Source organism: Marinospirillum sp. (assembly GCF_035271045.1).
Lineage (GTDB): Bacteria > Pseudomonadota > Gammaproteobacteria > Pseudomonadales > Halomonadaceae > Marinospirillum.
The window spans coordinates 1-23311 of the sequence record NZ_DATESC010000001.1; the positions used below are offsets into that span (position 1 = coordinate 1).

General features: G+C 44.0%; 16 protein-coding genes. 2 read left to right on the top strand and 14 right to left on the bottom strand.

Going from position 1 to position 23311, the window contains the following annotated elements:
- Positions 1-13: 13 nt before the first annotated feature.
- Both VJY63_RS00005 and VJY63_RS00010 read left to right on the top strand, forming a co-directional pair.
- Positions 14-172, top strand: a complete 159-nt coding sequence (locus tag VJY63_RS00005) for a zinc ribbon domain-containing protein (RefSeq protein WP_414674794.1) — start codon at positions 14-16, stop codon at positions 170-172.
- A gap of 114 nt (positions 173-286) precedes the next feature.
- Complete coding sequence (locus VJY63_RS00010; RefSeq protein ID WP_324047404.1) at positions 287-1834, top strand: HD domain-containing phosphohydrolase; 1548 nt, start codon at positions 287-289, stop codon at positions 1832-1834.
- Positions 1835-1848: 14 nt separating this feature from the next.
- Here the strand turns inward: VJY63_RS00010 and VJY63_RS00015 are convergent, their stop codons facing one another.
- The 14 genes from VJY63_RS00015 to VJY63_RS00080 form a co-directional block, all read right to left on the bottom strand.
- Positions 1849-5097, bottom strand: a complete 3249-nt coding sequence (locus VJY63_RS00015; protein ID WP_324047406.1) for an AAA family ATPase — start codon at positions 5095-5097, stop codon at positions 1849-1851.
- Between the two features lie 8 nt (positions 5098-5105).
- Positions 5106-6368, bottom strand: a complete 1263-nt coding sequence (locus VJY63_RS00020) for an exonuclease SbcCD subunit D C-terminal domain-containing protein (RefSeq protein WP_324047408.1) — start codon at positions 6366-6368, stop codon at positions 5106-5108.
- Positions 6369-6435: 67 nt separating this feature from the next.
- Positions 6436-7788: a DUF4236 domain-containing protein gene (locus VJY63_RS00025; RefSeq protein ID WP_324047410.1), complete on the bottom strand. Its 1353-nt coding sequence runs from the start codon at positions 7786-7788 to the stop codon at positions 6436-6438.
- A gap of 87 nt (positions 7789-7875) precedes the next feature.
- Positions 7876-9546 (bottom strand): thiol reductant ABC exporter subunit CydC, encoded by a 1671-nt coding sequence (gene cydC, locus VJY63_RS00030; protein WP_324047412.1) that lies wholly within the window; start codon positions 9544-9546, stop codon positions 7876-7878.
- A complete protein-coding gene (cydD, locus tag VJY63_RS00035) occupies positions 9533-11266 on the bottom strand; it encodes a thiol reductant ABC exporter subunit CydD (protein ID WP_324047414.1) in 1734 nt (577 codons plus the stop codon). Before cydD ends, cydC begins: the two co-directional genes overlap by 14 nt.
- Positions 11253-12260 carry a cytochrome d ubiquinol oxidase subunit II gene (gene cydB, locus VJY63_RS00040; protein ID WP_324047416.1) on the bottom strand — a complete coding sequence of 336 codons (1008 nt, stop codon included), beginning with the start codon at positions 12258-12260 and terminating at the stop codon, positions 11253-11255. The genes cydD and cydB overlap by 14 nt, the downstream gene beginning before the upstream one ends.
- Positions 12257-13657: a cytochrome ubiquinol oxidase subunit I gene (locus tag VJY63_RS00045; protein WP_324047417.1), complete on the bottom strand. Its 1401-nt coding sequence runs from the start codon at positions 13655-13657 to the stop codon at positions 12257-12259. Before VJY63_RS00045 ends, cydB begins: the two co-directional genes overlap by 4 nt.
- Before the next feature lie 124 nt (positions 13658-13781).
- Positions 13782-15404 (bottom strand): methyl-accepting chemotaxis protein, encoded by a 1623-nt coding sequence (locus tag VJY63_RS00050; RefSeq protein ID WP_324047419.1) that lies wholly within the window; start codon positions 15402-15404, stop codon positions 13782-13784.
- 85 nt (positions 15405-15489) lie between these two features.
- Positions 15490-16221 carry a 3'-5' exonuclease gene (locus VJY63_RS00055; RefSeq protein WP_324047421.1) on the bottom strand — a complete coding sequence of 244 codons (732 nt, stop codon included), beginning with the start codon at positions 16219-16221 and terminating at the stop codon, positions 15490-15492.
- Between the two features lie 27 nt (positions 16222-16248).
- Positions 16249-18102: a putative nucleotidyltransferase substrate binding domain-containing protein gene (locus tag VJY63_RS00060; RefSeq protein ID WP_324047423.1), complete on the bottom strand. Its 1854-nt coding sequence runs from the start codon at positions 18100-18102 to the stop codon at positions 16249-16251.
- Positions 18103-18125: 23 nt separating this feature from the next.
- A complete protein-coding gene (locus VJY63_RS00065) occupies positions 18126-19754 on the bottom strand; it encodes a BCCT family transporter (RefSeq protein ID WP_324047425.1) in 1629 nt (542 codons plus the stop codon).
- Positions 19755-19851: 97 nt separating this feature from the next.
- Positions 19852-20463 (bottom strand): LysE family translocator, encoded by a 612-nt coding sequence (locus VJY63_RS00070; protein WP_324047427.1) that lies wholly within the window; start codon positions 20461-20463, stop codon positions 19852-19854.
- Positions 20463-21236: an RNA methyltransferase gene (locus VJY63_RS00075; protein ID WP_324047429.1), complete on the bottom strand. Its 774-nt coding sequence runs from the start codon at positions 21234-21236 to the stop codon at positions 20463-20465. The genes VJY63_RS00070 and VJY63_RS00075 overlap by 1 nt, the downstream gene beginning before the upstream one ends.
- A 5-nt stretch (positions 21237-21241) precedes the next feature.
- Positions 21242-23254, bottom strand: coding sequence for a lytic transglycosylase domain-containing protein (locus tag VJY63_RS00080; protein WP_324047431.1), 2013 nt, complete (start codon positions 23252-23254; stop codon positions 21242-21244).
- Between the last annotated feature and the right edge of the window lie 57 nt (positions 23255-23311).

The following is a 23311-nucleotide window of genomic DNA, read 5'->3' on the forward strand; positions in this document are numbered from 1 at the left end:
TTGCGGTCATAAAATGGAAGAAATGCCCTTATCGGTTCGCAAATGGGATTGTCCGTCTTGCGGCACTACGGATATAGATCGCGACTTAAATGCCGCCCTTAATATTCGTGATAAAGGCATTCTAGAATTAAAGGCGGCTGGACGGTCGTCTCTGCTTATGGAAGCTGCGTAAGTCTTGATACTATCGAGCAACGGCTAACGAAATAAGAAGCATCGCCCGATCAAGGGCGGTGAGTAGTCACGGTTGATTCAGTAGCAATAGTTTGATCTAAAAAAAGGTATTGGTATGCAAACGAAACCTACCCATTCTGACAGTTTAACCGGCTTAGTGTTAAAGCGTGCTTTAGATACTGCTAGCAAGCAAACCGGTTTAAAGTTACAGCCGCTGGTGAATGATAAGCAAGAAGCCGATGTTGAGCCTATTGTCGTGGCTAGCTTACTTGTTGACCGTGACAAGCATTGCTTAAAATTACAGCTGATCGGTACGAATGAAGACCTTAACACTTGGACGCACTGGGGTTTATTTCGTCTACTCATTAAGCACCGTAATCTGTTGCATGAAAGTGATAGTTTGGCTGTACTGCACACTGAGTTGAGTCAAGACGGTCATTTAACTTTAACGCTAGAAATGCCCAAACAGTTGAATAAAGTTTTTAATCGTGAGTTTTTTCGCGTTAGCTTAGATCAGCGTATAAAGTTGCCAGTGACATTACACCTTGGTCGTTTTTTGAATATTACTGGCACTTTAGAAGACTTTTCTGCGGGTGGTTGCCGTGTCGCTTTGTCGCCTCAGTTAGCGTTACATTTTATTCGTCCTATTGAATATTCGCTTAGTTGCACGATTACTTTTCCTAATGGTTATCAGTTAAATACACCGTTTGAAATGACGTATTTAAAACCACAAGAAGGTTTTTTGTATGCTTTAGTGGGTTGTCATTTTCAGCATAACTCTTTGCAAGATGAAAAAGAGTTTATGCGTTATGCTTTTGAGATTGAACGTGAAATTTCGCGTTTAAGTAATATCGAGAGCGTTGTTAAGTATCCGTCACCGCTTTTTGAAACAACGGATAAAAAAGCGCATAAAAACGTTATTAAAGAAAAGCATTTAGCTGCTTCAGCTATTACGTTGGTGCCTAAAGGTTACGCTGAAAAAATTCAAATGTTGGCCGATCAGTTAGCCTTACAAGCGTTACTTTTGGCAATGCATCAGACGTTAAATGCTAGCAAGCTTAAACCCCTTGCTATTGATTTTATTGACGCACTAGAAACAAATGGAAATGCAGTACGTTTAGCGTTGCAGCAACCGCATCCGTTGATTAATCCGGTTATCTTGCACACTTTGCGAGTGATTAGTTATTGTTTTCCGTTAGTTTTTAAAATTGGCATTAATCGTGGTATGGAATTGCCGGTAATGATGTCGCTGCTGCTGCATGATTTAGGTAAATTATTTGTTAGTGAGCAGCCGTGTTTTAATCCGTTGAAGTTAACACCTGATCGGTTGCGCTTAATGAAACAACATCAAATTCAATTACTTAGAGCTGCAAGTGCTTTGAACTGGATTCCACCCAATATTGGTGAATCGTTAATGGTCAATGCTAACGAACGTTTAGATGGTTCAGGTTATCCGCGTGGTTTGCAGCAAGGTAAGCTAGATGCTTTATCTCGCCTTGTGGCTGTTTGTAAAGTGCTGGACTGTTTAGTGCATGGTTACAATGATCCTGCCATGCGTTGGCGCGATGCTTATAAGTGGGTTTATAAGCATAAACATTGGTTTGATTTACCCATGTTGCGCGGTTTTATTCAGTATTATGGTTTACAGCCTTTAGCCAGCTAAAAAGCACGTTAAGGTTAATGAGTACCTTGTCGACAGCCTGGTCCTGTTAATTGGCTGCGTCCTCCATGTTGGGGGACGATTTCAATTTGGGTCGCTATACGTTCTTTTAAGGCTTTAACGTGAGAAATAACCCCAATTAATTTGCCTTCTTCTTGCAGTCCCGCCAGTGTATCTAGGGCAGTGTCTAATGCTTCTTCGTCTAGCGTTCCAAAACCTTCATCTAAGAACAATGAATCAACCTGCACCTTGTCGCTGGCCATTTTAGACAGCCCCAACGCAAGGGTTAGGCTTACAATAAAGCTTTCACCGCCCGATAAATTTTTAGCGGATCGAATTTCGCCTGCCTGATAATTATCCACCACGTTAAGTAATAATGGCGCTTCTGGGTGGTTTATTAATAGGTAGCGGTCGGTCATTTTTTCTAACTGGCGATTAGCATGGGCAATCAGCAATTCAAAGGTTAAACCCTGTGCAAAATTACGAAATTTTTTACCGTCGGCTGAACCAATTAATTCATGTAGCTGTCGCCATTTGTCACTTTCAAGCGTTTGCTGGTTAATCAGGTGTTGCTTTTCTTGCAGCTTAGCTTGGTTGTCGCGGCTGGTTTTCAACTGGTATTGGTAGCCGTAGATTTTGCTGGTTAAAGTGTCCAGTTGTTCGGCTAACTGCTGCTGTTGTATGTCTAAATTCACCAAGCTTTCGGTGGTTAACTGCTTAGCTGTTTGCTGGGTTAGGCGTTGGTTTCTATCTTGCTGCTGCGCTTTTATATGGGTTGCTGCATCGTGTAGTTGCGCGGCTTGGTTGCTTAATGCTTGTAGCTGCTCTTGATTAAGCCGTGCGGCTATAAAAGCTGACTCATTGGCAAAACCTGCTGCGTAAGCTTTAATTAAAAAGGCTTGTTCCGTGCTTAAAAGCGATGGCTGTAAATCGGCTAGGCGCTGTTGCGTGTTACTAAAAGTGGCTGTTGCGGTGGCTAATTGTTGTTGTGCTTGTTGATTATTGGCGTTGGCAAAGTTAACCGCTTGTTCGGCTTGTTGTATTGCTGTTGCTAACTGCTGTTCGACTAGTGTTGGGTTTTGGTTGCCATATAATTGCTGGCGTTCGTGGTTAATTTTATTCCAGTCAGCGGCTAAGGTTTGGTGTTGATTAAAGCGGTTGGCTAAAGCGGCGGTTTGGGTTTCAATCACTCCTTTTAAGCGACTCAGCTCACTCCCCATGCTATTAAGTTGATTTTCTGCCAAAACTTTTTGGCTGCTGTGTGCTTGCCAAGCAGCTAGGCGATTTTTAAGGGTTGTTAGCAATTTAGCAATCTGTTGAGGACTAATTTTTTGAATGCCTAAAGGTGCTAACTGGAGAGTGATCTGGTGAGTGTGTTCTTTAAGCTGAGCTTGTTGCTGTTGGGTTAGCTGGCTAACTTCTTGTAGTTTAGTGTGTGCAGCCGTTTGGTTATTGAAGGCAATTTGCTGGGCATTCTGGCTGTTAACTAGCTGGCTTTTTGCGGTATATTGCGCCTGTTCAAGCTGTTTATTAGCGGCTTCTAAATCAGCAGCTTGGCTAATTAGCTGGGTTAATTGCTGAATTTGTTGTTCAACCGCATTGGGCGTTGGTTGATTGCCTTGGGCAAAGGGGTGTTCTTTTGCGCCACACAAGGGGCAAGCTTCGCCATCTTTAAGCTGCTGGCGCTGGTTTTCTAGGCTGCTGATTCTGTTTAGATAAATAAGTTCTTGTTGTTTGTTGTCTTTTTCAGCTTGGTATTCGCGCAGCAATTTACCTTTTAGCAAGGTGTTTAAATGATGCTCGCCGGTTGCTAGTGCTTGGTTAGCAGCGGTTAATTGCTGTTCAGCAGCAGCGGTGTGTTGTGATTGGGTTGTAACCTGTTGATTAGCTTGGCTTAAAGCCATTTCAGCGGCACTTAGCTGCTGGTGTAAATCAAATACGTTTTGCTGGCGTTGTTCTAGGCTTTTTAGCTGTACTTCAACTGCGCCTAAATTGCTAATTAACCATTCATCTTGCGCTGCTTGGGTAAGGTAGTGGTTAGCGTGGTTTAGCTGTTGTTCTATGTTTTGGTGCTGCTGCTGCTGTTGGCTTAAAGCGGCTTGCTGGTGTTTAAGCTGTGCTTCATTCACCGCATAATCGTTGGCAGCACTGTCGCGCTGACTTTTTTTATCGGCAAGCGTTTGGTCTAGGGCGCGTACTTTTTGCAGCAGCGGGGCAGTTTCTTGTTGGGTTTCTTTGGCAGCTTCAAGGCTTTCTTGTGCGGTTTTAACTTGCAGCTGTTGGGCAGCGGCTTTTGTTTCTAGCTGTGGCAAGGCGTGTTGCGTGTTGGCTAGATTGGTTGTTTCATGGGTAATTTGCTGGCGTAATGCTTGCAGCGTTGCATAGTCACTGGCCAATAAGGTTGCTTGTTGCGCTGTTGCTAGCCGCTGCTGCTGTGGCTGAAATGCGCTTATTTGTGCTGCAAGGTTTTGTTCATCGGTGTTGAGTTGGTTGATTTCTTGGTGTAGCTGTTCAAGGTTATTTAACCAATCAAGGGCGTGTTGATTGCTGGTATGTTGTTGTTTTAATAATTCTTCTTGCTGCTGATCTGTTGCAAGTGCAGCGTTTAGGGCGGCTTCTTGGTCGGTAGTTAGCCGTTCAACACCGCTGATTTCTGCTTTAAGTAATTCTAGGGTTTTAAGTTCGGCGCTGGTGCGTTCGTGAACGCGCTTTGAGATATCTGAATAAATGCGTGTGCCGGTAATTTGCTCTAAAATGCTGGATTTTTTTTCAGGATCGGCTTTTAAAAAGCTATCAAAGCCACCTTGTGCCAGCAGCACCGAGCGGGTAAAACGGTCGAAATCCATGCCGGTTTTTTCTTCAACTAATTTGGCAACTAGGCTACGTTTATTTTCTAATATTTTACCAGTAATGGCATCGGCTAGTTCATGGTGTTGGTTTTGTAGTTTGCCTTCAGATTTATTATTGGCGCGGCGCTGTTGCCAAGTGCAGCGAAAGCACCCTGCTTGCGATTCAAATACTACTTCGGCTAGGCATTCGCCAGTTTGCCGCGACATGATTTCATTGTCGCTAGTAATGCGCCCTAAGCGAGGTGTTGCGCCATATAAAGCCAAACAAATGGCATCTAAAAGTGTAGATTTACCTGCCCCTGTTGGGCCGGTTAAGGCAAAAATGCCATTGGCTAAAAACTCAGGATTGGTGAAGTCGATCAGCCATTCGCCATATAGGGAGTTAAGGTTTTTTAGTCTAAGTGAAAGAATTTTCATTGTTATTATTACTCCGCGTGGCTGTCGGTTTCGTGAATATCCCTAACAATTTCAGCAAAGCTAGCTGTTAATGCTTGTTGGTCGGCTTTAGTAAGTTCTCTGCTGGCAAGGCGGCGTAAAAACACTTGCTCTACGGTTAAATTATCTAAACTTTCACCGACTGCAACGCTGCGTAATACTTGGTCGATAACCTGTTTATTTTTAATACGCCTAACTTCCATTGTTGAACCTTGAATCGCTGTTTCAATTTGTTCCCTTAAATCTGCCACCACTTCTTGGCTGGTTAATTCTATTTCTAGCCAAGCGGTGCTCTGTTCAATTTTAAGTTGGCTTAATTGACTAAGAATTAAGGTTAACGAACCTTCTAAGCGCACTAAGGTTTGAAAGCAAGGCACTGGAATAATTTCAATGTTAGGCGCAGTTGAAGCCGCAGCCGTTGCGGTATGAAAGCTAACCATTAGCACTTGTTTTTGTTGTTTTGCTTCACCAAACCCCATAGGGATTGGCGAGCCAGAATAACGAATATGTTCAGCACCCCCCACTTTTTGTGGAACGTGTAAATGCCCAAGGGCTAAATAATCAATCGCTTGTGGAAAAGCATCTTTACCTATGTGCGCTAAAGAACCTATGTACAGCTCTCTTACACCATCGCCTTCTTGGGTTTTTGCACCCGCTGCAAACAAATGCCCCATGCCAATAATTGGCACTAAACCAGCCTCAGATTTAGGCAGTGCTGCTCTTTTTTCTACTGCTAAAGCAACCACTTGAGCGTAGTGATTTTTTAAACCTTCGCTGAGTTTGCGGTTTTTATCGTCTAGGGTTTCACCGGCTGCAACACTGCGTAAATCTTTATCACGCAAATAAGGCACAGCGCAGATAATCGCTTCCACTTCTTTGGAATCTTTTTTATGCAGCAGAATGACTTCATCGTCTAAATTTTCAGCCATAGCGCCAACCACATAAACATTTAAAGCTTTTAGCAGGGCTTTAGGCGCATTTAAAAAAGAAGGGGAATCATGGTTGCCACCGATAACAACGACATGGCGGCAATGGCTGTTGGCAACCTTAGCCAAAAAAGCATAGTAAAGTTGCTGGGCTTTGTTACTGGGCGTGGTGGTATCAAAAATATCGCCAGCCACTAATAACGCATCAATTTTTTGTTCGTTAATCGTAATTAATAGCCAATCCAGAAAACTTTCAAATTCGTCATAACGCCTTCTGCCGTAAAGTGAACGCCCTAAATGCCAGTCAGAAGTATGTAAAATTTTCATAAATATCCTTTTTATTGTTGGCGATTTTTTTATTAATTTTTGATATTAGTCTATTGGTTTTTTGATATTAATCTATTGCTTGAATGGGCTCTATAGGGCGAAAAATACCCGATTTACTCATGTCTCTTACTAGCTCAAAGCGTTCTAAGGCAATAATAGGATCAACTTCTTTTAAATTATGAAAGTTAATGCCTGCAAATACAGAACGTTTTACTTTGGCTGAAAATAAATAGTCATCTTGAATGTGCCCTGTTGCGGTATTTAAACGCTGACTGTAGCCAGAAATAATCAGCGTTTCAAGGCTGGGCAAGGAATGAAATGCCGTGCCAATCACGCGCAGTATTACGCCATGAATATGACGCGCGTATTCACGGCGCACTTGGGTGGGGCTTTTGTCGGTAATCACTAGCCGTAAATCACGCACACCTTGACGCGCTTCTTGGGTTGGAAAACTTTCAATTTCGGGTAAATCAACATCTAATTTTAGGTAACGTCCAGTCTTATCTAGCTCAAAGTCAATCAGTGTTTCTCTGGCCCAATCTAAAGCATTCAGTTCCGCTTTTAGCACTTCGGTCATTACTTGTGTATCTGTCGCTAATCGATCGGCAAAAGTGGCTGCTAATTCCCTTTGTGCTGTGTCGTGGATTTCTTTACGCGCTCGCCAAATTCCCAAGGCTTCTCGATAAGCTTGTAAAGGTGCAGTTTGTGCTTGTTCTAATGCGTTGACTTTTATTTGCCAAGCTTGATGACTGACTTTCCAAGCTTCGATATCTTCTTCCCAAATACGAAGGCGCTTATTTTTTCTGCCAGGTAAGAGACTGTCTTTCCAAGTGAATTGCGGTTCAACTGGTTTTTGTGGCGCTAATGGCCAAGGCTCAAAGATGGGTTGTTTTGGTTTTGGTTCTGTAAAGGGATCGACTTGGTGGCGCAGCGAGGTGGTATCGGGGGTTAAAATATCTAAATGTGGGTTAAGCAGCAGACTTATATTACCGTTAATTTTATCCATTTGCTCTGCGAGCCATTCGTGGATTTCAACATTGTAGTTCAGTAGTAATTTTCTGTGTTCTTCGGCAGGTAAAGGCTGTCCTGCGACAGTATTAATTAACAGCCCACCTTTTGCATCTAACGTTAATACTAGCTCAGAAAAATCTTTATTGAAATCCAGCGTTGCTTGTTGACGTTCGCGGCGGCTTTGATGTTTTTCTTCTTGTTCAGAACGCTTACGCTGATTAGCACTTTTATCTAAACGGGTACGATAAGATAAGCCTGTTCCCGGCAAACCCACATTGCCATACACGCCGTTACTACCGGCAGTAACGGTAGCGCCCCTTACGCCAGCAGAAACGCTTACGCCATTTTTGCCGATATTAAGGCGAATGCCCGGCGCAATACGGATGCTGTTACGAAAACGAAAAGCCATTCCAAACTCCAACTGATACTAGGCGATAAAACAAATCAGTATAGCCTGTTCAGCAAAAGTTTGTTGTTAGCGTAAGGTTAATTAGCGTTATAAGTCTTGTAGGTGAATGTGTTGGTCGCTGTGCGGTAACGCGCTTAAATCGTGCGCTAATAGCAACGCTGTACGGTCTTTTAACCAAATATCTAATTGGGGGCGAATAATGGCTTGGGTGGCTAAATCTAGGCTACTAAAGGGTTCATCTAAAATAACCAGTGGCGCATCTTTTAGAATAACGCGTGCTAATGCTAAACGCCTTGCTTGTCCACCCGAAAGCTGGCGGCCTGTTTCGCCTACCCAAGTGTTTAGCTGCTTTGGAAAAGCCGCTACTTCATCTTGTAAATCGACTATTTCTAAAACAGCCCAAAGCTCGGCATCGGTTGCATCTACTTTTGCTAGGCGTAAGTTTTCAGCTATTGAGGTGGCGAATAAATCTGACTGCTGGGTTAGGTAGCCAATTTGTGCTTGCCAGTCGGTTAAACTGAAATCTTTTAAATTCAGCTGTTTGCCGTCTGCTTCTACTAGCATTTCACCGGCTTGTGGGTCGCTTAATCGCGCCGCTAATCTTGCCAAGGTGCTTTTACCCAAGCCTGACTCGCCTAATAATGCTAGCTTTTCACCGGGTTTAAGGCTGAGGTTAATGTTGTTGAATACTTGCTGATTACCCAATTTTACGTTGATATTTTGCCAGCGCAGGGTGAAGTTGATCGGTAAGGCTTGTGGCTTGCTAGGGTTAATTAAATGGGTTTCTAAGCTTTCAGTTTTATTTAAGCGTTGTGCCGCCGCAAGCGTGGCACCATAGCTTGCAAAAGCAGCAGGTAAGTTTAAAAAGACTTCTTGTAATGCCATTAATGCTAAAGGCACTAACACCATCATCGGCCCAGTTAACCAACCTTTTTGATAGGCTTCAGCAGCCAGCAGTAGACAGGCTGCTACCATTAATTGTAGTAACAGTGTTTGTAAGCCAGCGCCCCAAGCTGCCACTTGCTGAAGGCGTTGCTGGTCACTCATTTCTGTTTGTTGGGCAGTGATTAATTGTTCTTGATGCTTGGCCAAACTATGGCTGGCTTGCAGTTCACCTAAACCTTCAATCTGTTCAACTAATAAGCTGCGTTGTGCTTCTTGCTGGGCAACTAAGCGGTAACTAACGGCTTTGCCTGCTTGTGCCATTCCCCAAGTGCTAATGCCTAAAGTAAGTAACAGCATCAGCGCTGCTAAACCAGCCAGTTGCAAATGGAAGAAAGCTAAAAAACTCACCAGAATAATAACCGTTAATAAAGCCACCAAGGGCGGTGCTAACAGCCTTAAATAAAGATTATCTAGGGTATCAACATCAGTAATTAAGCGGTTCACCCATTGCGAAGCACGAAATTTGGCAGCCGTTTGGTCATCTAAAAGGGTTAGGTTTTTAAATAAACGTGTGCGTAGCTTGGCGAGTAAACGTAACACTGTATCGTGGTTGTAAACCCTTTCACCATAACGCGCCACGGTGCGTGATAAAGCAAAAAATCTGATTCCACCACCTGGGCCGTAAATGTCTAAAGCAATGGTTAGACCTGCTGCCCAAGCAAGCGCTGTTACCCCCGTTGCAGTAATAAACCAACCCGATAGCGCCAGTAAACCCACCGCAGAAAGGTAGGTAATTAGCAGTAAAAAAGCCCCAATAAATAGGCGTTTTTTATCCTGCAACATAAGGTTTAGCCAAGGCTTAAGCGGGTGCATGAGCAATTCCTGTAGGTAGCTTTAGGTGTTGGTCAGTCAATGCTAAGCGCTGGTCAGCGAAGGCTTCTAGTTCAGGTTCGTGGCTAGCAATAATTAAGGTGCAACCTTGTGCTTTTAACGCTTCAAGTGTGGCATAAATTTGCTGGCGGCTGCGTGCATCTAAGCTAGCGGTGGGTTCATCCAGTAAAACTAGCTTTGAAGGCGTTAATAAGGCTCGCGCTAAAGCTAAACGCTGGGCTTGCCCACCGGAAAGGTTTTTACCTCTTTCTAGCAGTAAAGTGTTTAAACCGTCTTTTTGTTGCGCTAATAAAGGTGCTAAACCTACCGCTTCTATGGCTTTTAGCAGGGCTTCTTCACTGGCGTTAGGCGCTGCTAAACGCAAGTTATCTGCCCAGCTAGCATTAATAATAAAGGCTTGTTGGTGCATCCAAATTAACGGTTCACTACCTGGGGTTTTGCCATTCACTAATAACTGACCGCTGGTGGGTTGCATAAAGCCTGCCATTAAATGCAGCAACGAGGATTTTCCGCTTCCGGTACGCCCAGTAATTAAGAGCAGTTCACCCTTGGCAAGTTTAAAACTGGTAGCTGCTAATACTTGACCACGACCTGCATAGTTAAGGGTTAAGTCTTGGGCTTCTAGGGCGTATTTACTTGTAGAATTTTGTTCGGCAGTTTTTGAATCAGTATTTTTAGAACTAGAAGAACTAGCCGTAACCGGCTGAACTTCAAGTAAATCCACCAAACTATCTGCAGCACCTAAAGCAGACGCTCTATCGTGGTAAAACTGCGCTAAAACTCTAAGTGGTTGAAAATATTCGGGAGCCATTAATAAAATAAGTAAACCGCTAAATAGGGTTAAATCTGCTGCTGGCCCCCAATTGATATAACCCAATAAACCAAAGCCGATATACATAGCCACGGCAGCAATGGCGATGGAGGAAAAAAACTCTAAAACAGCCGAGGATAAAAAAGCTAGTTTTAAAGTACGCATATTAATACGGCGGTATTCATCGGCAGCAGAGGCGACATCTTGGGTTGCTTGCTTACTTAAACCAAACAGCTGCAAGCTGGTTAAACCGCGTACGCTATCTAAAAACTGCCCTGAGACACGTTTTAATAACACAAAGTGCTGCTGATTAAGGCGTTCAGCACCCATACCGACCAAAGCCATAAATAAGGGAATCAGGGGTGCAGAAATCAGTAAAAATACACCGGCTACCCAATCGAGGTAGAAGGTAAGAATTAGAATAAATAGGGGTGAAATAACCGCTAGGGTCATTTGGGGTAGATAGCGTGCAAAATAGTTTTGTAGTGCATCGACCTGCTCTAACCATTGGCTGGTTAAACCGGCGGCAGACTCATTGGTTAGGTGAACTGGGCCTAATAAAGCCAGTTGTTGCAAAAGTGTTTGACGAACCGTTAAACGAATGCGGTTAGCAGCGGCTTGTCCGGTTAAGTCTTGCAAGATTTGCAAACCTGACCTAAGCAGCAGCAAGAGAACTAAACCAACAAAGCCAGATAAAATTTCAGCTAAAGGGCGTTGGTTAACAATCACTTCATTAATTAACCAAGCCATTAAAGCCAACTGCGCCATAATGACTAGGGTTTGAGCTATCCCTGCTAGCTGTGTAACTAGCAGAGAATTGCGTTCACCTGAAGCTAGGTGGCGCAACCACTCACGGTTGCGCCTTGCCTTATTGGGCTCAGTGATAGCCAACTCCTGCTTTCACCTTGCCACGGAATACCCAGTAGCTCCAAGCGCTATACATCAGTATAAAAGGAACTACAAAGAGTAAACCTAGTAATAAAAACAACTGAGACTCATGGGCTGATGCCGCATCCCAGAAGGTGTAGTTAGGTGGTACCACATAGGGCCACTTACTAAAGATTAACGCCACAAAGGTTGAAATAAATAGCCCAAGAGTTGCTACAAAAGGGAAACCTTCTTGGCGCTTTTTAACCGCACGGTAAATCCAGCCCGCAAAGAACAAGGTAATCAGTGGTAATACCCAAAGCAGGCTTACACCAGAGAACCAGCGCTCTTTTAGGAAGTCATCAATCATGGGTGACCAAACACCAATAATGCCAAAGATCACCAACACGGCTAACAACAAGCGTGGGGTAATTTTATAAGCCCAATCTTGAATATATCCTTCCGACTTAAGAATTAACCAAGTGCTACCCAAGAGTGCATAACCAGCCACCAGGCCAACACCCGTTAAAACGGTGAAGGGTGTTAGCCAATCTAGTGCACCACCCACGTAGCGAAAGTTTTCTGTTTCAAAACCTTGGATATAAGTACCCACTACAGCACCCTGAGCAAAGGTAGCAATAAAAGAGCCACCGGCAAATGCCCAGTTCCATAAGAAGCGAGACTTAGTCGCTTTAAAACGGAATTCAAACGCCACACCACGAAAAATTAATGCAGCCAACATAAGGAATACCCCTATGTACAAGGCAGGCAAAAAGACCGAATAAACCAGCGGGAAGGCGGCTAATAAACCAGCACCACCTAGCACTAACCAAGTTTCGTTAGCATCCCAAACTGGCGCTACAGAGTTCATCATTACATCACGGGCTTGGTCATCGGGCGCAAAGGGGAAAAGTATTCCTTGGCCTAGGTCAAAACCATCTAGCAGCACATACATAATGATGCCAAAACCTATGATGCCGACCCAAATTAGGGTTAGGTCAAAGACGGGTTCACTCATGCCTTATCTCCTTGTTCAAAAGGTACATGCGCTGCAGATAATGGACGTTTAGCATGGTCGGACTCTACTTCTTTATCATCATCCGTTGCTTCTATACCCGCTTGGAAAACACGCATAAGGTAATAAACACCGGCGCTGAAAATCACTGCATAAACAAGGATATAACCAATTAAAGTGAAGAGTGCCATGCCACCGGTTAAGGAAGGTGTTAAGCCTTCGGCATGCGTCATTAACCCATAAACCAACCAAGGCGCACGCCCTACCTCGGTTACAAACCAACCGGCAACCACGGCAATAAAGGGCGATAAACTCATAGCTACCAGCCCTTTAAGGTACCAAGAGGAAGAAGCAAAACGACCGCCTGCTCTAAGGAATAAGCCTGCAAAGGCAAAACCTATCATTAGCACACCCAAACCCACCATAATGCGGAAAGCCCAGAAAACGATAAATACAGGTGGACGCTCTTCAGCAGGAACATCAAGCAAACCTGGCAGTTCACCTTCAGAATCGTGGGTTAGAATTAAACTGGCTAACTTAGGGATTTTAATTTCAAAGTGGTTTTTCTCGTTTTCTTGGTCAGGAATAGCAAACAAGATTAACGGTACACCCGTGCCACGCTCCCAGTTACCCTCCATAGCGGCCACTTTAGTAGGCTGGTGCTCTAAAGTAGAAAGACCATGAAAGTCACCAATCAATAACTGGGCAGGTGCAATAATCAGCAACAACCACAAGGTCATAGAAAGGGCTTTTTTATTGGCTTCAACTTCACGGCCTTTTAACAAGAACCATGCACTAACACCCGCCACCACAAAACCACCGGTTAAGAAAGAAGCGACGATCATGTGCCAGAAGCGATAGAAAAAAGAGGCAGTAAAAAGTGCTTCAGCCCAGCTAGCAACATGGTAAATTTCACCACGCAACTCTAGACCAGCCGGTGTTTGCATGAGGCTGTTGGCTGAGAGAATCCAGAAGGCAGAAATAAAGGTACCTAAGGCAACCATACAGGCTGCAAATAAATGCACCCCCTTAGGAACTTTGTTACGACCAAAGAGCATAACGCCAAGGAAGCCCGCTTCTAAGAAGAAGGCGGTAATCACTTCATAACTAAGCACTGGGCCTAAGAAGTTTGCCGTAGCATAGGAAAAGTTACTCCAGTTAGTGCCGAACTGGAAAGACATAACAATACCAGACACTACGCCCATACCAAAAACCACCGCAAACACTTGCGTCCAGAACTTAGCTAAACGCTCCCAAGCGGGGTTTTTGGTTTTAAAGAATAGGCCTTCTAATAAGGCTATATAGGATGCTAAACCGATGGTAAACACCGGAAAAATAGCATGGAAAGACACAACAAAAGCGAACTGAATGCGCGACAGCAAAAGTGGGTCGAGCTCCATAGCCTGCTCCTAACTGATGAAGGAATTTGTAAATATATTGGCTTACATCAATTAGGATAGTCTCATATTGGAGAGATGCAACCAAGGTGGCAGGCTGTCGCATCTTAATAATTATCTAGTTTTTTTAAGCGCTAAACTTGGCTAGTTGGTTGGTTAGCTGCCCGGCGGAGTTTTGTAAGCGCCCTGCGGCATCTAAAATTTGTTCTGTGCTTTGCCTATTATCTTGGGTTTGGGTTTCTACTTGTTCAATTTGATTAACAACTTCTTGGTTACCTTCTAATACCGCTTTAAGTTGGGCTACAGTTTGGTGCATTTTTGTTTGAGTGCTATTCATGCTCTCGGTACTGGTAAGTATATGGCTCATCGCTTCGTTAGAATGGTCTAGCAAGTGAGTAAACTGCCCAGAACTGTGTTGCATTTGTTCTGCTGTTTTGGTGATAGCGCTCACAATGCTAGTAATAATGGTGCTGGTTTGGTTCAAGCTATCTTGTGTGCGTGTTGCTAGCTGGCGTACTTCATCGGCAACCACCGCAAAACCCCGACCATGTTCGCCAGCGCGTGCTGCTTCAATGGCGGCATTCAGTGCCAGCAGGTTAGTTTGGTCAGCAATACCACTAATAACGGCTAGCACGCCATTCACCTTTTCGGCATCTTCTGATAACTGAGTTAAATCTTCAGCAAGGCGTGTTTGCTCTTTAGTAATAAGGGCTAGGGTTTGGGTGGTTTTAGAAATGGCATCTTGACTAACATTTAAGCGGTTCGCAGAAGTGGCTACTGTGCTCATAACGGAATCTAGCTGTTGGTCAGACTCATTGATTAACTGATCAGTTATTTCAGCTTGTTGGCGAACTTGATCCACCGCTTGGCTAACGCCCATTGCCCTTAGCTGCATTTCTTTACTACTGCTTTGTAATTGGTCAGAAATCGTCGCTGTTTCTCGGGCATTTTCAGTGGTGGTTTTAATGGCATCTTGCAGCTCATTCATTAGCTGATTAAAGTCATTTAATAACAAGCCAATTTCATCTTTACCCCCTTTTGCACGTAAAGAAAGATTACGGCTAGTAGCTATTTCACGCAGGGTTAATTGGGCCTTAGAAATGGGTTGCATAACTTTACTGACTAAAAAGTAAGTGATAAGCGAACCTAAGATAAATTGCACTAAACCTAGCAGACTAGAAAAAATTAGCGTGTTAACAAGTGCAGATTTAATATGACTAATTGCTATGTCTGCTGCTGCTATAAAAGTTTGTCCTGTGCGGCTAGTGTAAGGAATAAAGACCGAACGAAAATTACCCCATTCATCGGAATACTCATCAAAAACAATGGTTTTGGAATTAAATGCTTTGATTAAGCCTTCACTAGGCTCTTCATAGTCGGGCAGTTTTTCTGGAAAGTTGCTTTGGTTGTATTCATCCTTGTCTGGTGTGTCCATTACAAAAAGAATTTTGCCGTCTTTTTTTACTAGGGTGTAAATGTACTCAAGCTCTGTTTCAGAAATGAGTTCATACACTTGGCGCTGAATGGCATTGGATTGGCTTTGGGAAAAGGTGTTATTGGCCACATCATCGTAAATGCTTTGGTTGATAAGGTGTGCCGCTGTTTGGGCAGCAAAGGTTAGCTGAGAATCAATTTGCTGATAAAGGTCTGTTTTGCGTGCTTGGTAGGTGTAGCTGGTATAGCTGATGACAGCGACTGCATTGATGAGCAATACAATGGCTAGAAGTTTAGAGCGTAAAGAAATAAGCATCAGCTAAATCCCTTAGGGTTATTGTGTGAATAATAATTTAACAAATGATGACAAAGTTACGTTAAAAGGGCTAGTGAAATTGGTCTCACTTCCAAACTTCTTTTAAGGGGGTGTTAGGTAAATAGTGGTGTGCTATTTGTGCTTGTAAAAGTTCGGCCGAAGCCAGCGCGTCAGTCAGTGCATCATGGGGATGATAGGTCGGTAAGCCATAGCGTTCTCGGCTGGCTGCTAGGCGAATGGATGTTGGCTTGCGGCCTAGCAAACGATCCCACCAACTGAGTGGTTTTTTACGGTGAAGTCGCCCTTCTAATTCCATGGTATCCACTACTGGGAATTCCAACCCTTCATTTATCCGTGTTCTAAAGGCTGCATCTAGAAAACCTCGTTCAATACTTCGGCAATGCACAACCAATATTTTGCCAGCAAAAAGCGTTAACATTTCTTGCATAATGGTTTGTAAATCGGGTGCGGCAGCTATTTGTGAATGGGTTATGCCATGAATAACCATGGAAGAGCCATCGACTTTGGTGCGAGGTTTTACAAACCAATGCTTAGCGTCTTTGCAGCGAATGCGGGCAAGACTCATAGGCACCGCGCCAATGCTCAGTATGCCGTTCTTTTTAGGGCAAAGGCCGGTGGTTTCTATATCAATCGACAAAAAAGGCACTTGGCTTAAAGGGGTGTCGCCACTGACTAGCCCCGCTGCATAATAAGCTTTAAGTAGCGGGTTTTTGGCTTCTTCTTTTAGTCGAGCAAAGGTAAGCGGCCAATCTTGGGTAGCAATTGCTTGTTGCTTATTTGGGTTTAAATAAAACATAGGCTTACCTTGAACGGCTGAATGAACCTAGTGCATGGGGTAGCGAAACCTTAAAAACTTTTGCGCATGGCTAAGAATTTGGAACGCATCTTTTAAGTTATTGCGCTCAAAGTCTGACAGGTTTTCTGGTGCAACATTATTGTCTGGCTCTTCACCTAGCTCTACAGCTTTGGCCTGATGACGAATTCTAACAATGGAAATAAGTTCTAAAGCATCCCGTAAATCTTGGCCTCTCCCTTTAGGAAGAATATTAGCGGCAATAATGTCTTCTAGGCGATCAAATGAATTTTTAGCTTTAGAGCCAATTGCCAAGGCATGCACACGAATTAAGTCGGCAACGGGCGCTGTGCCACGGCGCTTCATATTAATTGAGTTATTGTGTTTGCCGTCGGTTTCCATTACAAAGTTTTTGAAAAAACCTAAGGGTGGGGTGCGGTTTAGAGCATTGCGTGCCATGCAAGCCAAAAAGCGTGGGTGGCGTTTGGTCAGTCTTAAAATGCGGTCGTTTAACTGGTCTGCCCATTCCACCTTGCCCCAAACACCGTCTAGGTCAAAGAAGATAGAACTGTGCAGTAAAGATTCAGGCGTGGGCTTTTCTATCCAGTCAGTAAAATACTGCTGCCATACTTTGTAAGGCTGCCGCCAACGGCTATTGGTTGCCATAATATCGCCGGTGCAATAGGTGTAACCGCAAGCTGCTAAACCATCGCTAACAATGGTCGCCAGCTTTTTAAAGTATTCATCGTGCAAAGCTGGCTCAAAACTGTCGTGTAAAATAAGGGCGTTATCTTGATCGGTAACCAGTGATTGCTCATCCCTTGCCATAGAACCTAAAGCTAAAAAACAATAGGGAATGGGTGGCGGCCCAAGTTCTGCTTCTGCCAGTTCAAGCAGGTGTTGTTTAAAGCTGCGGCCTATCACCGCCATAGCACTGCCAATCATGTGAGAGTTTGCATCTTCATTGACCATACGAATAAAACTGGCACGTACATCGGGTACTAAAGCAGCCAGGTCTTCGGGACTGGTTTGTCGAAAAATACTACCAACTACAAATAAGCTGTTTTGTGATTCATAGCGAATAATATCGGATACGGCGATTACGCCAAACGGCTTACCTTGTTTCATAACCGGCAGGTGGTGAACATTAAAGCGTAGCATCATCAGCATGGCTTCAAACACCATTTGGTTATGTTCAATGGTTAGCAGTTCAGTGGTCATAAACTCACTAACGGGCAGGTTTACATCGGCACCTGTGGCTAGCACACGAATACGTAAATCTTTATCGGTAAGAATGCCGGCAGGTTTTAGGGTGTTAGCTTCGGTAATTAATAGGCAAGAAACCCGCAACTCAGTCATGTGCAGGGCGGCATCTTGAATGCTAGCATTTTTATCTAGGGTAATGAGTTCACGGTTAATAAGCGTGCCAACACGGGCAGACAATAGCTGGTTAGCATCTTCGTGGCGAGAAATGGCTTGGCGCAAACGGGTACGGTCTTCAACTTCTACCGCATCGGCAAAGGTTTCGTGTTCTTCAAATAGCTGGTTAAACACGGCAACAGGAATTAAATAAACTAATGTGTCTTCTAAGGCTTGGGCGGGAAAACGAACTTTACCGTGGCGCAATAACCCAAATTGCCCAAATAAGCCGCCTTCACTGAGGCGGTTATAAAGGTCGCCATTACGGCGAAAAACTTCAACAGCGCCACTGCGAACTAAATGCAGTGAATCAATGGCTTGTTCAAAAACTAGAATGGGGCTACCGGCTTTGAAATAACTAATTTCAACCTGAGTAGCAACCCAGCTGAGTGTTTCTTCTGGCAACTCATTAAAAGGCGGGTGCTGCTTTAAAAACGCTAGAACTTCGATTTGCTCTATTTCCACAACAACCCACCTTTTAACTTAGATTACACTGCTTTAGGTTCAGTCATTAAGCCTTTAACCAAGGCCACGCACGACATTAACAGTACCAAGGTGAAGGGAAAACCCGCTGAAACTGCCATGGCTTGTAAGGCAACTAAACCACCACCTAAAATAAGCGCAATGGCAATTAAGCCTTCAAAAGCACACCAAAAAACCCTTTGTGGTGTGGGTGCGTTTATTTTACCACCGGCAGCAATGGTATCGACCACTAAAGAGCCAGAATCGGATGAAGTCACAAAGAAAATAACCACTAAAATAATGGCAATAAAGGAAGTGACTTGTGCCAAGGGTAGGCTGTCTAACATGCCAAAGAGCTGCAGCGGTAAATCAAGGCTAGCGATTTCAGTAAAACCGGCTAAGTATTGGCTAATACCTGTGCCACCAAACACGCTCATCCATAAAATACAGGCAGTAGAAGGAATTAATAACACTGAAATTAAAAACTCACGCACGGTGCGGCCACGCGAAACACGCGCAATAAACATTCCTACAAAAGGTGACCAGGAAATCCACCAAGCCCAATAAAACGCAGTCCAGCCTTGCATAAAGTTAGTATCTTCACGGCCAACAGGGTTAGCTAATTGCGGTAGGTATTCAATGTAGGCCACTAAATTAGAAAAGAAACCTGTCATCAGCGCTAACGTTGGGCCAACAATAATTACAAATAACAGTAAAATAACAGCCAGCAGCATATTAATTTCAGATAAACGTTTTACACCCGCTTCTAAGCCTGCCAATACTGAAACCAAGGCGATAGCCGTGATGCCAATAACAAGTAAAATTTCGGTGGTGTTACCTTCAGGAATGCCAAATAAATAGTTAAGCCCCGCAGCGGCTTGTGATGCACCAAAACCTAACGAAGTCGCCAAACCAAATAGAGTGGCTAAAATAGCAAGAATATCAATAAAATGCCCCGGCCAGCCCCAAACACGCTCACCCAATAAAGGGTAAAAAATAGAACGAATGGTCAGCGGTAAGCCTTTATTAAACGAAAAAACTGCCAAGCCTAAAGCTAAAATGGCATAAATTGCCCAAGGGTGAAGGCCCCAGTGGAAAATGGTTGCTGCCATACCCAAGCGACGTGCTTCTTCAACATCACCCATTGCACCCGCTAAAGGTGCCCAGTCGGTGCGCAGGCCATCTTCAAGGCTGGTTCCGGCTAACGAAGTGCTGAAGTGGGTAAGAGGTTCTGAAACCCCAAAGTACATTAGGCCAATACCCATACCCGCCGCAAAGAGCATGGAAAACCAACCAAGGTAGGTAAAGTCGGGTTTGGCTTCGGTGCCGCCTAAGCGAACTCTGCCCAAAGGAGAGAAGATTAAGAAGATGCACAAAAGTACAAAGATATTAGCGGCGCTAATAAAAAACCAATCTAGGCTTGAGGTTAGCCAGTTACGCAGGCCGCTAAACAGAGGTTCTACTTGCGTTTGGAAAATAAGTGTTAATAACACAAAAGCAATAATGGTTAAGCCAGAAATTAAAAACACTCGGTTATGAATATCTAGCCCAAACGGGCCAATTTTCATGGCTATATTGTCTTGTCCAATTTGATAATCGGTATCAATTGGATTCACTTCCCCATCGGGTTTCATGGGGTCTTTTTCATCAGCCATAAGTCCTGCCTTGGCTAAAGATAATAATTATTTATCATGGTGAGGATTTGTAATGATATTTAATTATGATTAACCCAAGTCTAACTAGCAAGTTTAGTTAAAGCGTGATGACCCGAATAACCAATAAAAACAAAATGGCCGCACTGATGCGGTTTATCCATACCAGCTGTGCTTTTAACCAAGGTAAAACTTTGGAATGCGATAATCCAAAAGCAACCAGCAGGTACCAAAGGGTGTCGATTATCCAAGCCGTTGCCGCCAGCAATAAGCCAATGGCATAGCTTTGCCCGGGCTGAATAAACTGTGAAAAAAGCGCCGCCAGCATAATAATCAGTTGCGGGTTAGAAAAAACAATCAAAAAACCATCACGCAGGGCGACTTTGGCCGAAGGAATGACTTGGTTTTTTTCATCACCTTTATGACTTGCACTGCTGCGTAACATTTGTATGCCCAGCCAAGCTAAATAAGCAGCACCTAGGTAGGTCATGGCTTGGTAAGCTTCTGGATACTGAGCAATTAAATGCCCCAGCCCCATAGCCACCGCAAAAGCATAAATGCCTACGCCTGCACCATGCGCCACCGCAGCAGCCATGCCATTGCGCCTTGAACCCGTCATGGTATGGCGCAAAATAACCACCAAACTGGGGCCAGGGGAAATTGCACCTAACAAACAAAAAGCCGCTACCGTCAACCAATCATTAAGCGTCATTAGTGGCTATCTTTTTGCTGTTTATTTGAGGGATGTTGGTAATAAAAGCTGCCTTGTTTTTCTAGGCGACTAATTAGGCTGCGTAATATGCCCAGTTCATGCTGGTTGGGTCTGGCACGGCGAAAAAAGGTTTGTAGCTCTTTTAAGGCACGGTCGGAAGCGCCATTAAGAAAGCCGCTAGCAGCCAGTGCTTTTTCTAGGTGGTCTTCAAAGCCTTGAATGGCTTCTAGGCTGGGTAATTGTTCAGCAGCTAAAGCTTTTTTGCTAGGCACCATAGGTTTAGCATTAAAAATTTCATAACACAGAATTTGTACTGCCTGAGCCATGTTTAAAATGCTGTAATCTGGGTTGCCATCAATGCTGACTTGGTGGGTGCAAAAAGCCAGTTCATGGTTGTGTAAACCGCTGCGTTCGCGTCCAAATACTAACGCCACGTCCCGCTGCTGATTATTGATCGGTTGGCTTTCGGTTTGTAAGGCTTCTGCGGCTTGGCGTGGGGTGAAGTTAGTTAATGCTAAATGCCGTAAACGGGCGCTGGCACCTATCACCAGCGAACAATCTTTTACCGCTGCTGCTAGGCTATCGCAGATTATTGCTTGATTCAAAACATCTTCAGCACCGGCGGCTAGCTGCGTTGCTTCAGCGTGTGGAAAGCTGGCTGGGTTAACAAGGTACAACTGCGTTAAGCCCATGGTTTTCATGGCGCGAGCTGCTGAACCAATATTACCTGGGTGGTAGGTTTCTACCAAGACAATGCGGATATTAGGAAACATGATTATTAATTGAAGTCCGATTTTCGATCAGCTAATTGTGGTTGCTTGGGTGCATCGAGTTGAGCCAATCGCCAAGCATAAACTTCACGAAACGCTAACAGGCTTTTAACGTAGTCGCGTGTTTCGCCGTAGGTAATGCGCTCTACCCAAAGGGGGTCGATTTTTTTGCCTAAATTGGCTTGCCAAAGACTGGTGCGAGTTGGCCCTGCATTATAAGCAGCGGCTGCTAAAACGGGGCTATTATCGTAGCGTTGCATAAGTTCTGCTAGGTAATGTATGCCGATGGGTAAATTATATTCAGGTTTTAGTAAATCAGTTTCTGGCTGAATTTTTAGTTGTAAACTTTTAGAAACTTGTTTACCTGTAGCCGGCATAACTTGCATTAAACCCAGTGCGCCCACCCTAGAACGTGCCGTTGGGTTAAATAAACTTTCTTTACGAATAAGCGCTAAGACTAGCGGTAAATCAAGGTTGGTTTGTGCTGCTAGTGGCACTAAGGTCTCTAAATGAGCAATCGGGAAGCGTAACGCTAGTGCATCATTAACACCAGCCTTGTGTGTGGCATCTACACTTAAATTATGCCAGTTCCATTGATTGGCTAGCCAAGCGGCTTGTAACCAATCAGCGCTGTTGGCTTGGTTTAATGCCTGAAACCATTCATGGCTGGCTTCTTCGGTAAAGCCTAGCACATAAAGCTCGGCTGCACGTTTAATGCCCGTTTTTAGACTTAACTCTTTTACAAGGCTGGGGTTGATGGGCGTTGTAAGCGCATTCATTTGCAGCGCTTGCCCCAATGCTTTAGCAGCTAAAAAACCATAATAATGGCGTTCTTTTGCCAAAGGTTTTAATAAGGCATTAGCGGCAGCGGGCTGGTTGGTTTGCTGCAACGCATAAGCTTGCCAATAACGCCATTCACTTTTAGCCAACAACGTTTTGGGAAAGTGTTCCAGTGCCTTAGCCAGTTGCGACCAATCAGCAAGGCGCAACAGGGTGCGTGCATACCATTCATGCCCTAAAGGACTTAAAGCTTTTGTGGGTAAAGGCGCAAAGGCTTGCAGCGTTGCCGCATGATCGCCCTGCCAAGCCGTGCGAATGGCAAGGTATTCTTCTATCTGCCAAAAAGCTTTTTGGCTAATGTGGCGCTTTTTATGCAATTGTTTAGCTAATGCTAGGGTTTGGCTGGGTTGACTACGCGCTTGTTGTTGCAGCAGTTGGATCAAAACTTCATCTTTAATGGCAAAGCTAGTTTTTAATGTTTGGCGTTTATCGACTAAAGCTTGCAAGTTTTTGGCGGGGTTAGTGCGACTGGTTAACCAGAAATTTAGCCATTGCTGATCTTTTTTTGCCAAGTAAGGTTGCAGCAGTTTAGCGCTAGTAGCATTGCCTTGGCGCATAAGTTTTAAGGCGGTTTGTTGATAATCTTTATTGCTTAATAAATTTAACGGTTGCAGTTGCTTGGTTAATCCAGTGCAGTTTTCGGGTAAAGGCTGGTTACTGTGCCAATACTGGGTGGCTTTTTTTTGCCAAGCTACATTTTTACCCGTAATTTCAGCTTCAGCGGTGATTTGAAAACAAGCTAACTGTGCATTGAGTGGATAGGGATTGGTGGTGGTTTCAATTAAAAAATCATTCCAGTTCTTAGCCTTGCCTAACTGTGCTAGCCATTCGGCTTGTAAATTTTTTTTCAGGTAAGTATTTGAATTATTAGCTAAAAAGTATTTTATATTACTGGGGTCAGCTATGCCATAAGCCAATTGGTTACGCAGCAGTTGGTAGTTTAAATAAGGCGCTAATGGGTAGTTTTTTAACTGACTTAGCGTATCGGTTAAGTCAGTTAACTCGCCACCGCGCAGCTGTTCGTAATGCTGAGTAAAAATGGCACGAAATTGGGGGTCGTATTCTTCAACTGTGGATTCTTTAATGGTTGATTGCTGTGCAAAACAAGTAGCGCTTAGTAACGTGGCTGAAAGAAACGTAAAAGATCGCAGTAAGGGCAAAAATATATTTTGCTTTGGCATCAGTGCATTCCATTATTGATTGGGTTGTTATTGATGGATAAACTGAAAATCTTTTTA

What these genes read in the sequence shown, in the direction of transcription:
- VJY63_RS00005 (WP_414674794.1), top strand. Translation starts at nt 14, where the DNA reads ATGGAAGAAATGCCCTTATCGGTTCGCAAATGGGATTGTCCGTCTTGC.
- VJY63_RS00010 (WP_324047404.1), top strand. Translation starts at nt 287, where the DNA reads ATGCAAACGAAACCTACCCATTCTGACAGTTTAACCGGCTTAGTGTTA.
- VJY63_RS00015 (WP_324047406.1), bottom strand. Translation starts at nt 5,097, where the DNA reads ATGAAAATTCTTTCACTTAGACTAAAAAACCTTAACTCCCTATATGGC.
- VJY63_RS00020 (WP_324047408.1), bottom strand. Translation starts at nt 6,368, where the DNA reads ATGAAAATTTTACATACTTCTGACTGGCATTTAGGGCGTTCACTTTAC.
- VJY63_RS00025 (WP_324047410.1), bottom strand. Translation starts at nt 7,788, where the DNA reads ATGGCTTTTCGTTTTCGTAACAGCATCCGTATTGCGCCGGGCATTCGC.
- cydC (WP_324047412.1), bottom strand. Translation starts at nt 9,546, where the DNA reads ATGCACCCGCTTAAGCCTTGGCTAAACCTTATGTTGCAGGATAAAAAA.
- cydB (WP_324047416.1), bottom strand. Translation starts at nt 12,260, where the DNA reads ATGAGTGAACCCGTCTTTGACCTAACCCTAATTTGGGTCGGCATCATA.
- VJY63_RS00045 (WP_324047417.1), bottom strand. Translation starts at nt 13,657, where the DNA reads ATGGAGCTCGACCCACTTTTGCTGTCGCGCATTCAGTTCGCTTTTGTT.
- VJY63_RS00050 (WP_324047419.1), bottom strand. Translation starts at nt 15,404, where the DNA reads ATGCTTATTTCTTTACGCTCTAAACTTCTAGCCATTGTATTGCTCATC.
- VJY63_RS00055 (WP_324047421.1), bottom strand. Translation starts at nt 16,221, where the DNA reads ATGTTTTATTTAAACCCAAATAAGCAACAAGCAATTGCTACCCAAGAT.
- VJY63_RS00065 (WP_324047425.1), bottom strand. Translation starts at nt 19,754, where the DNA reads ATGGCTGATGAAAAAGACCCCATGAAACCCGATGGGGAAGTGAATCCA.
- VJY63_RS00070 (WP_324047427.1), bottom strand. Translation starts at nt 20,463, where the DNA reads ATGACGCTTAATGATTGGTTGACGGTAGCGGCTTTTTGTTTGTTAGGT.
- VJY63_RS00075 (WP_324047429.1), bottom strand. Translation starts at nt 21,236, where the DNA reads ATGTTTCCTAATATCCGCATTGTCTTGGTAGAAACCTACCACCCAGGT.
- VJY63_RS00080 (WP_324047431.1), bottom strand. Translation starts at nt 23,254, where the DNA reads ATGCCAAAGCAAAATATATTTTTGCCCTTACTGCGATCTTTTACGTTT.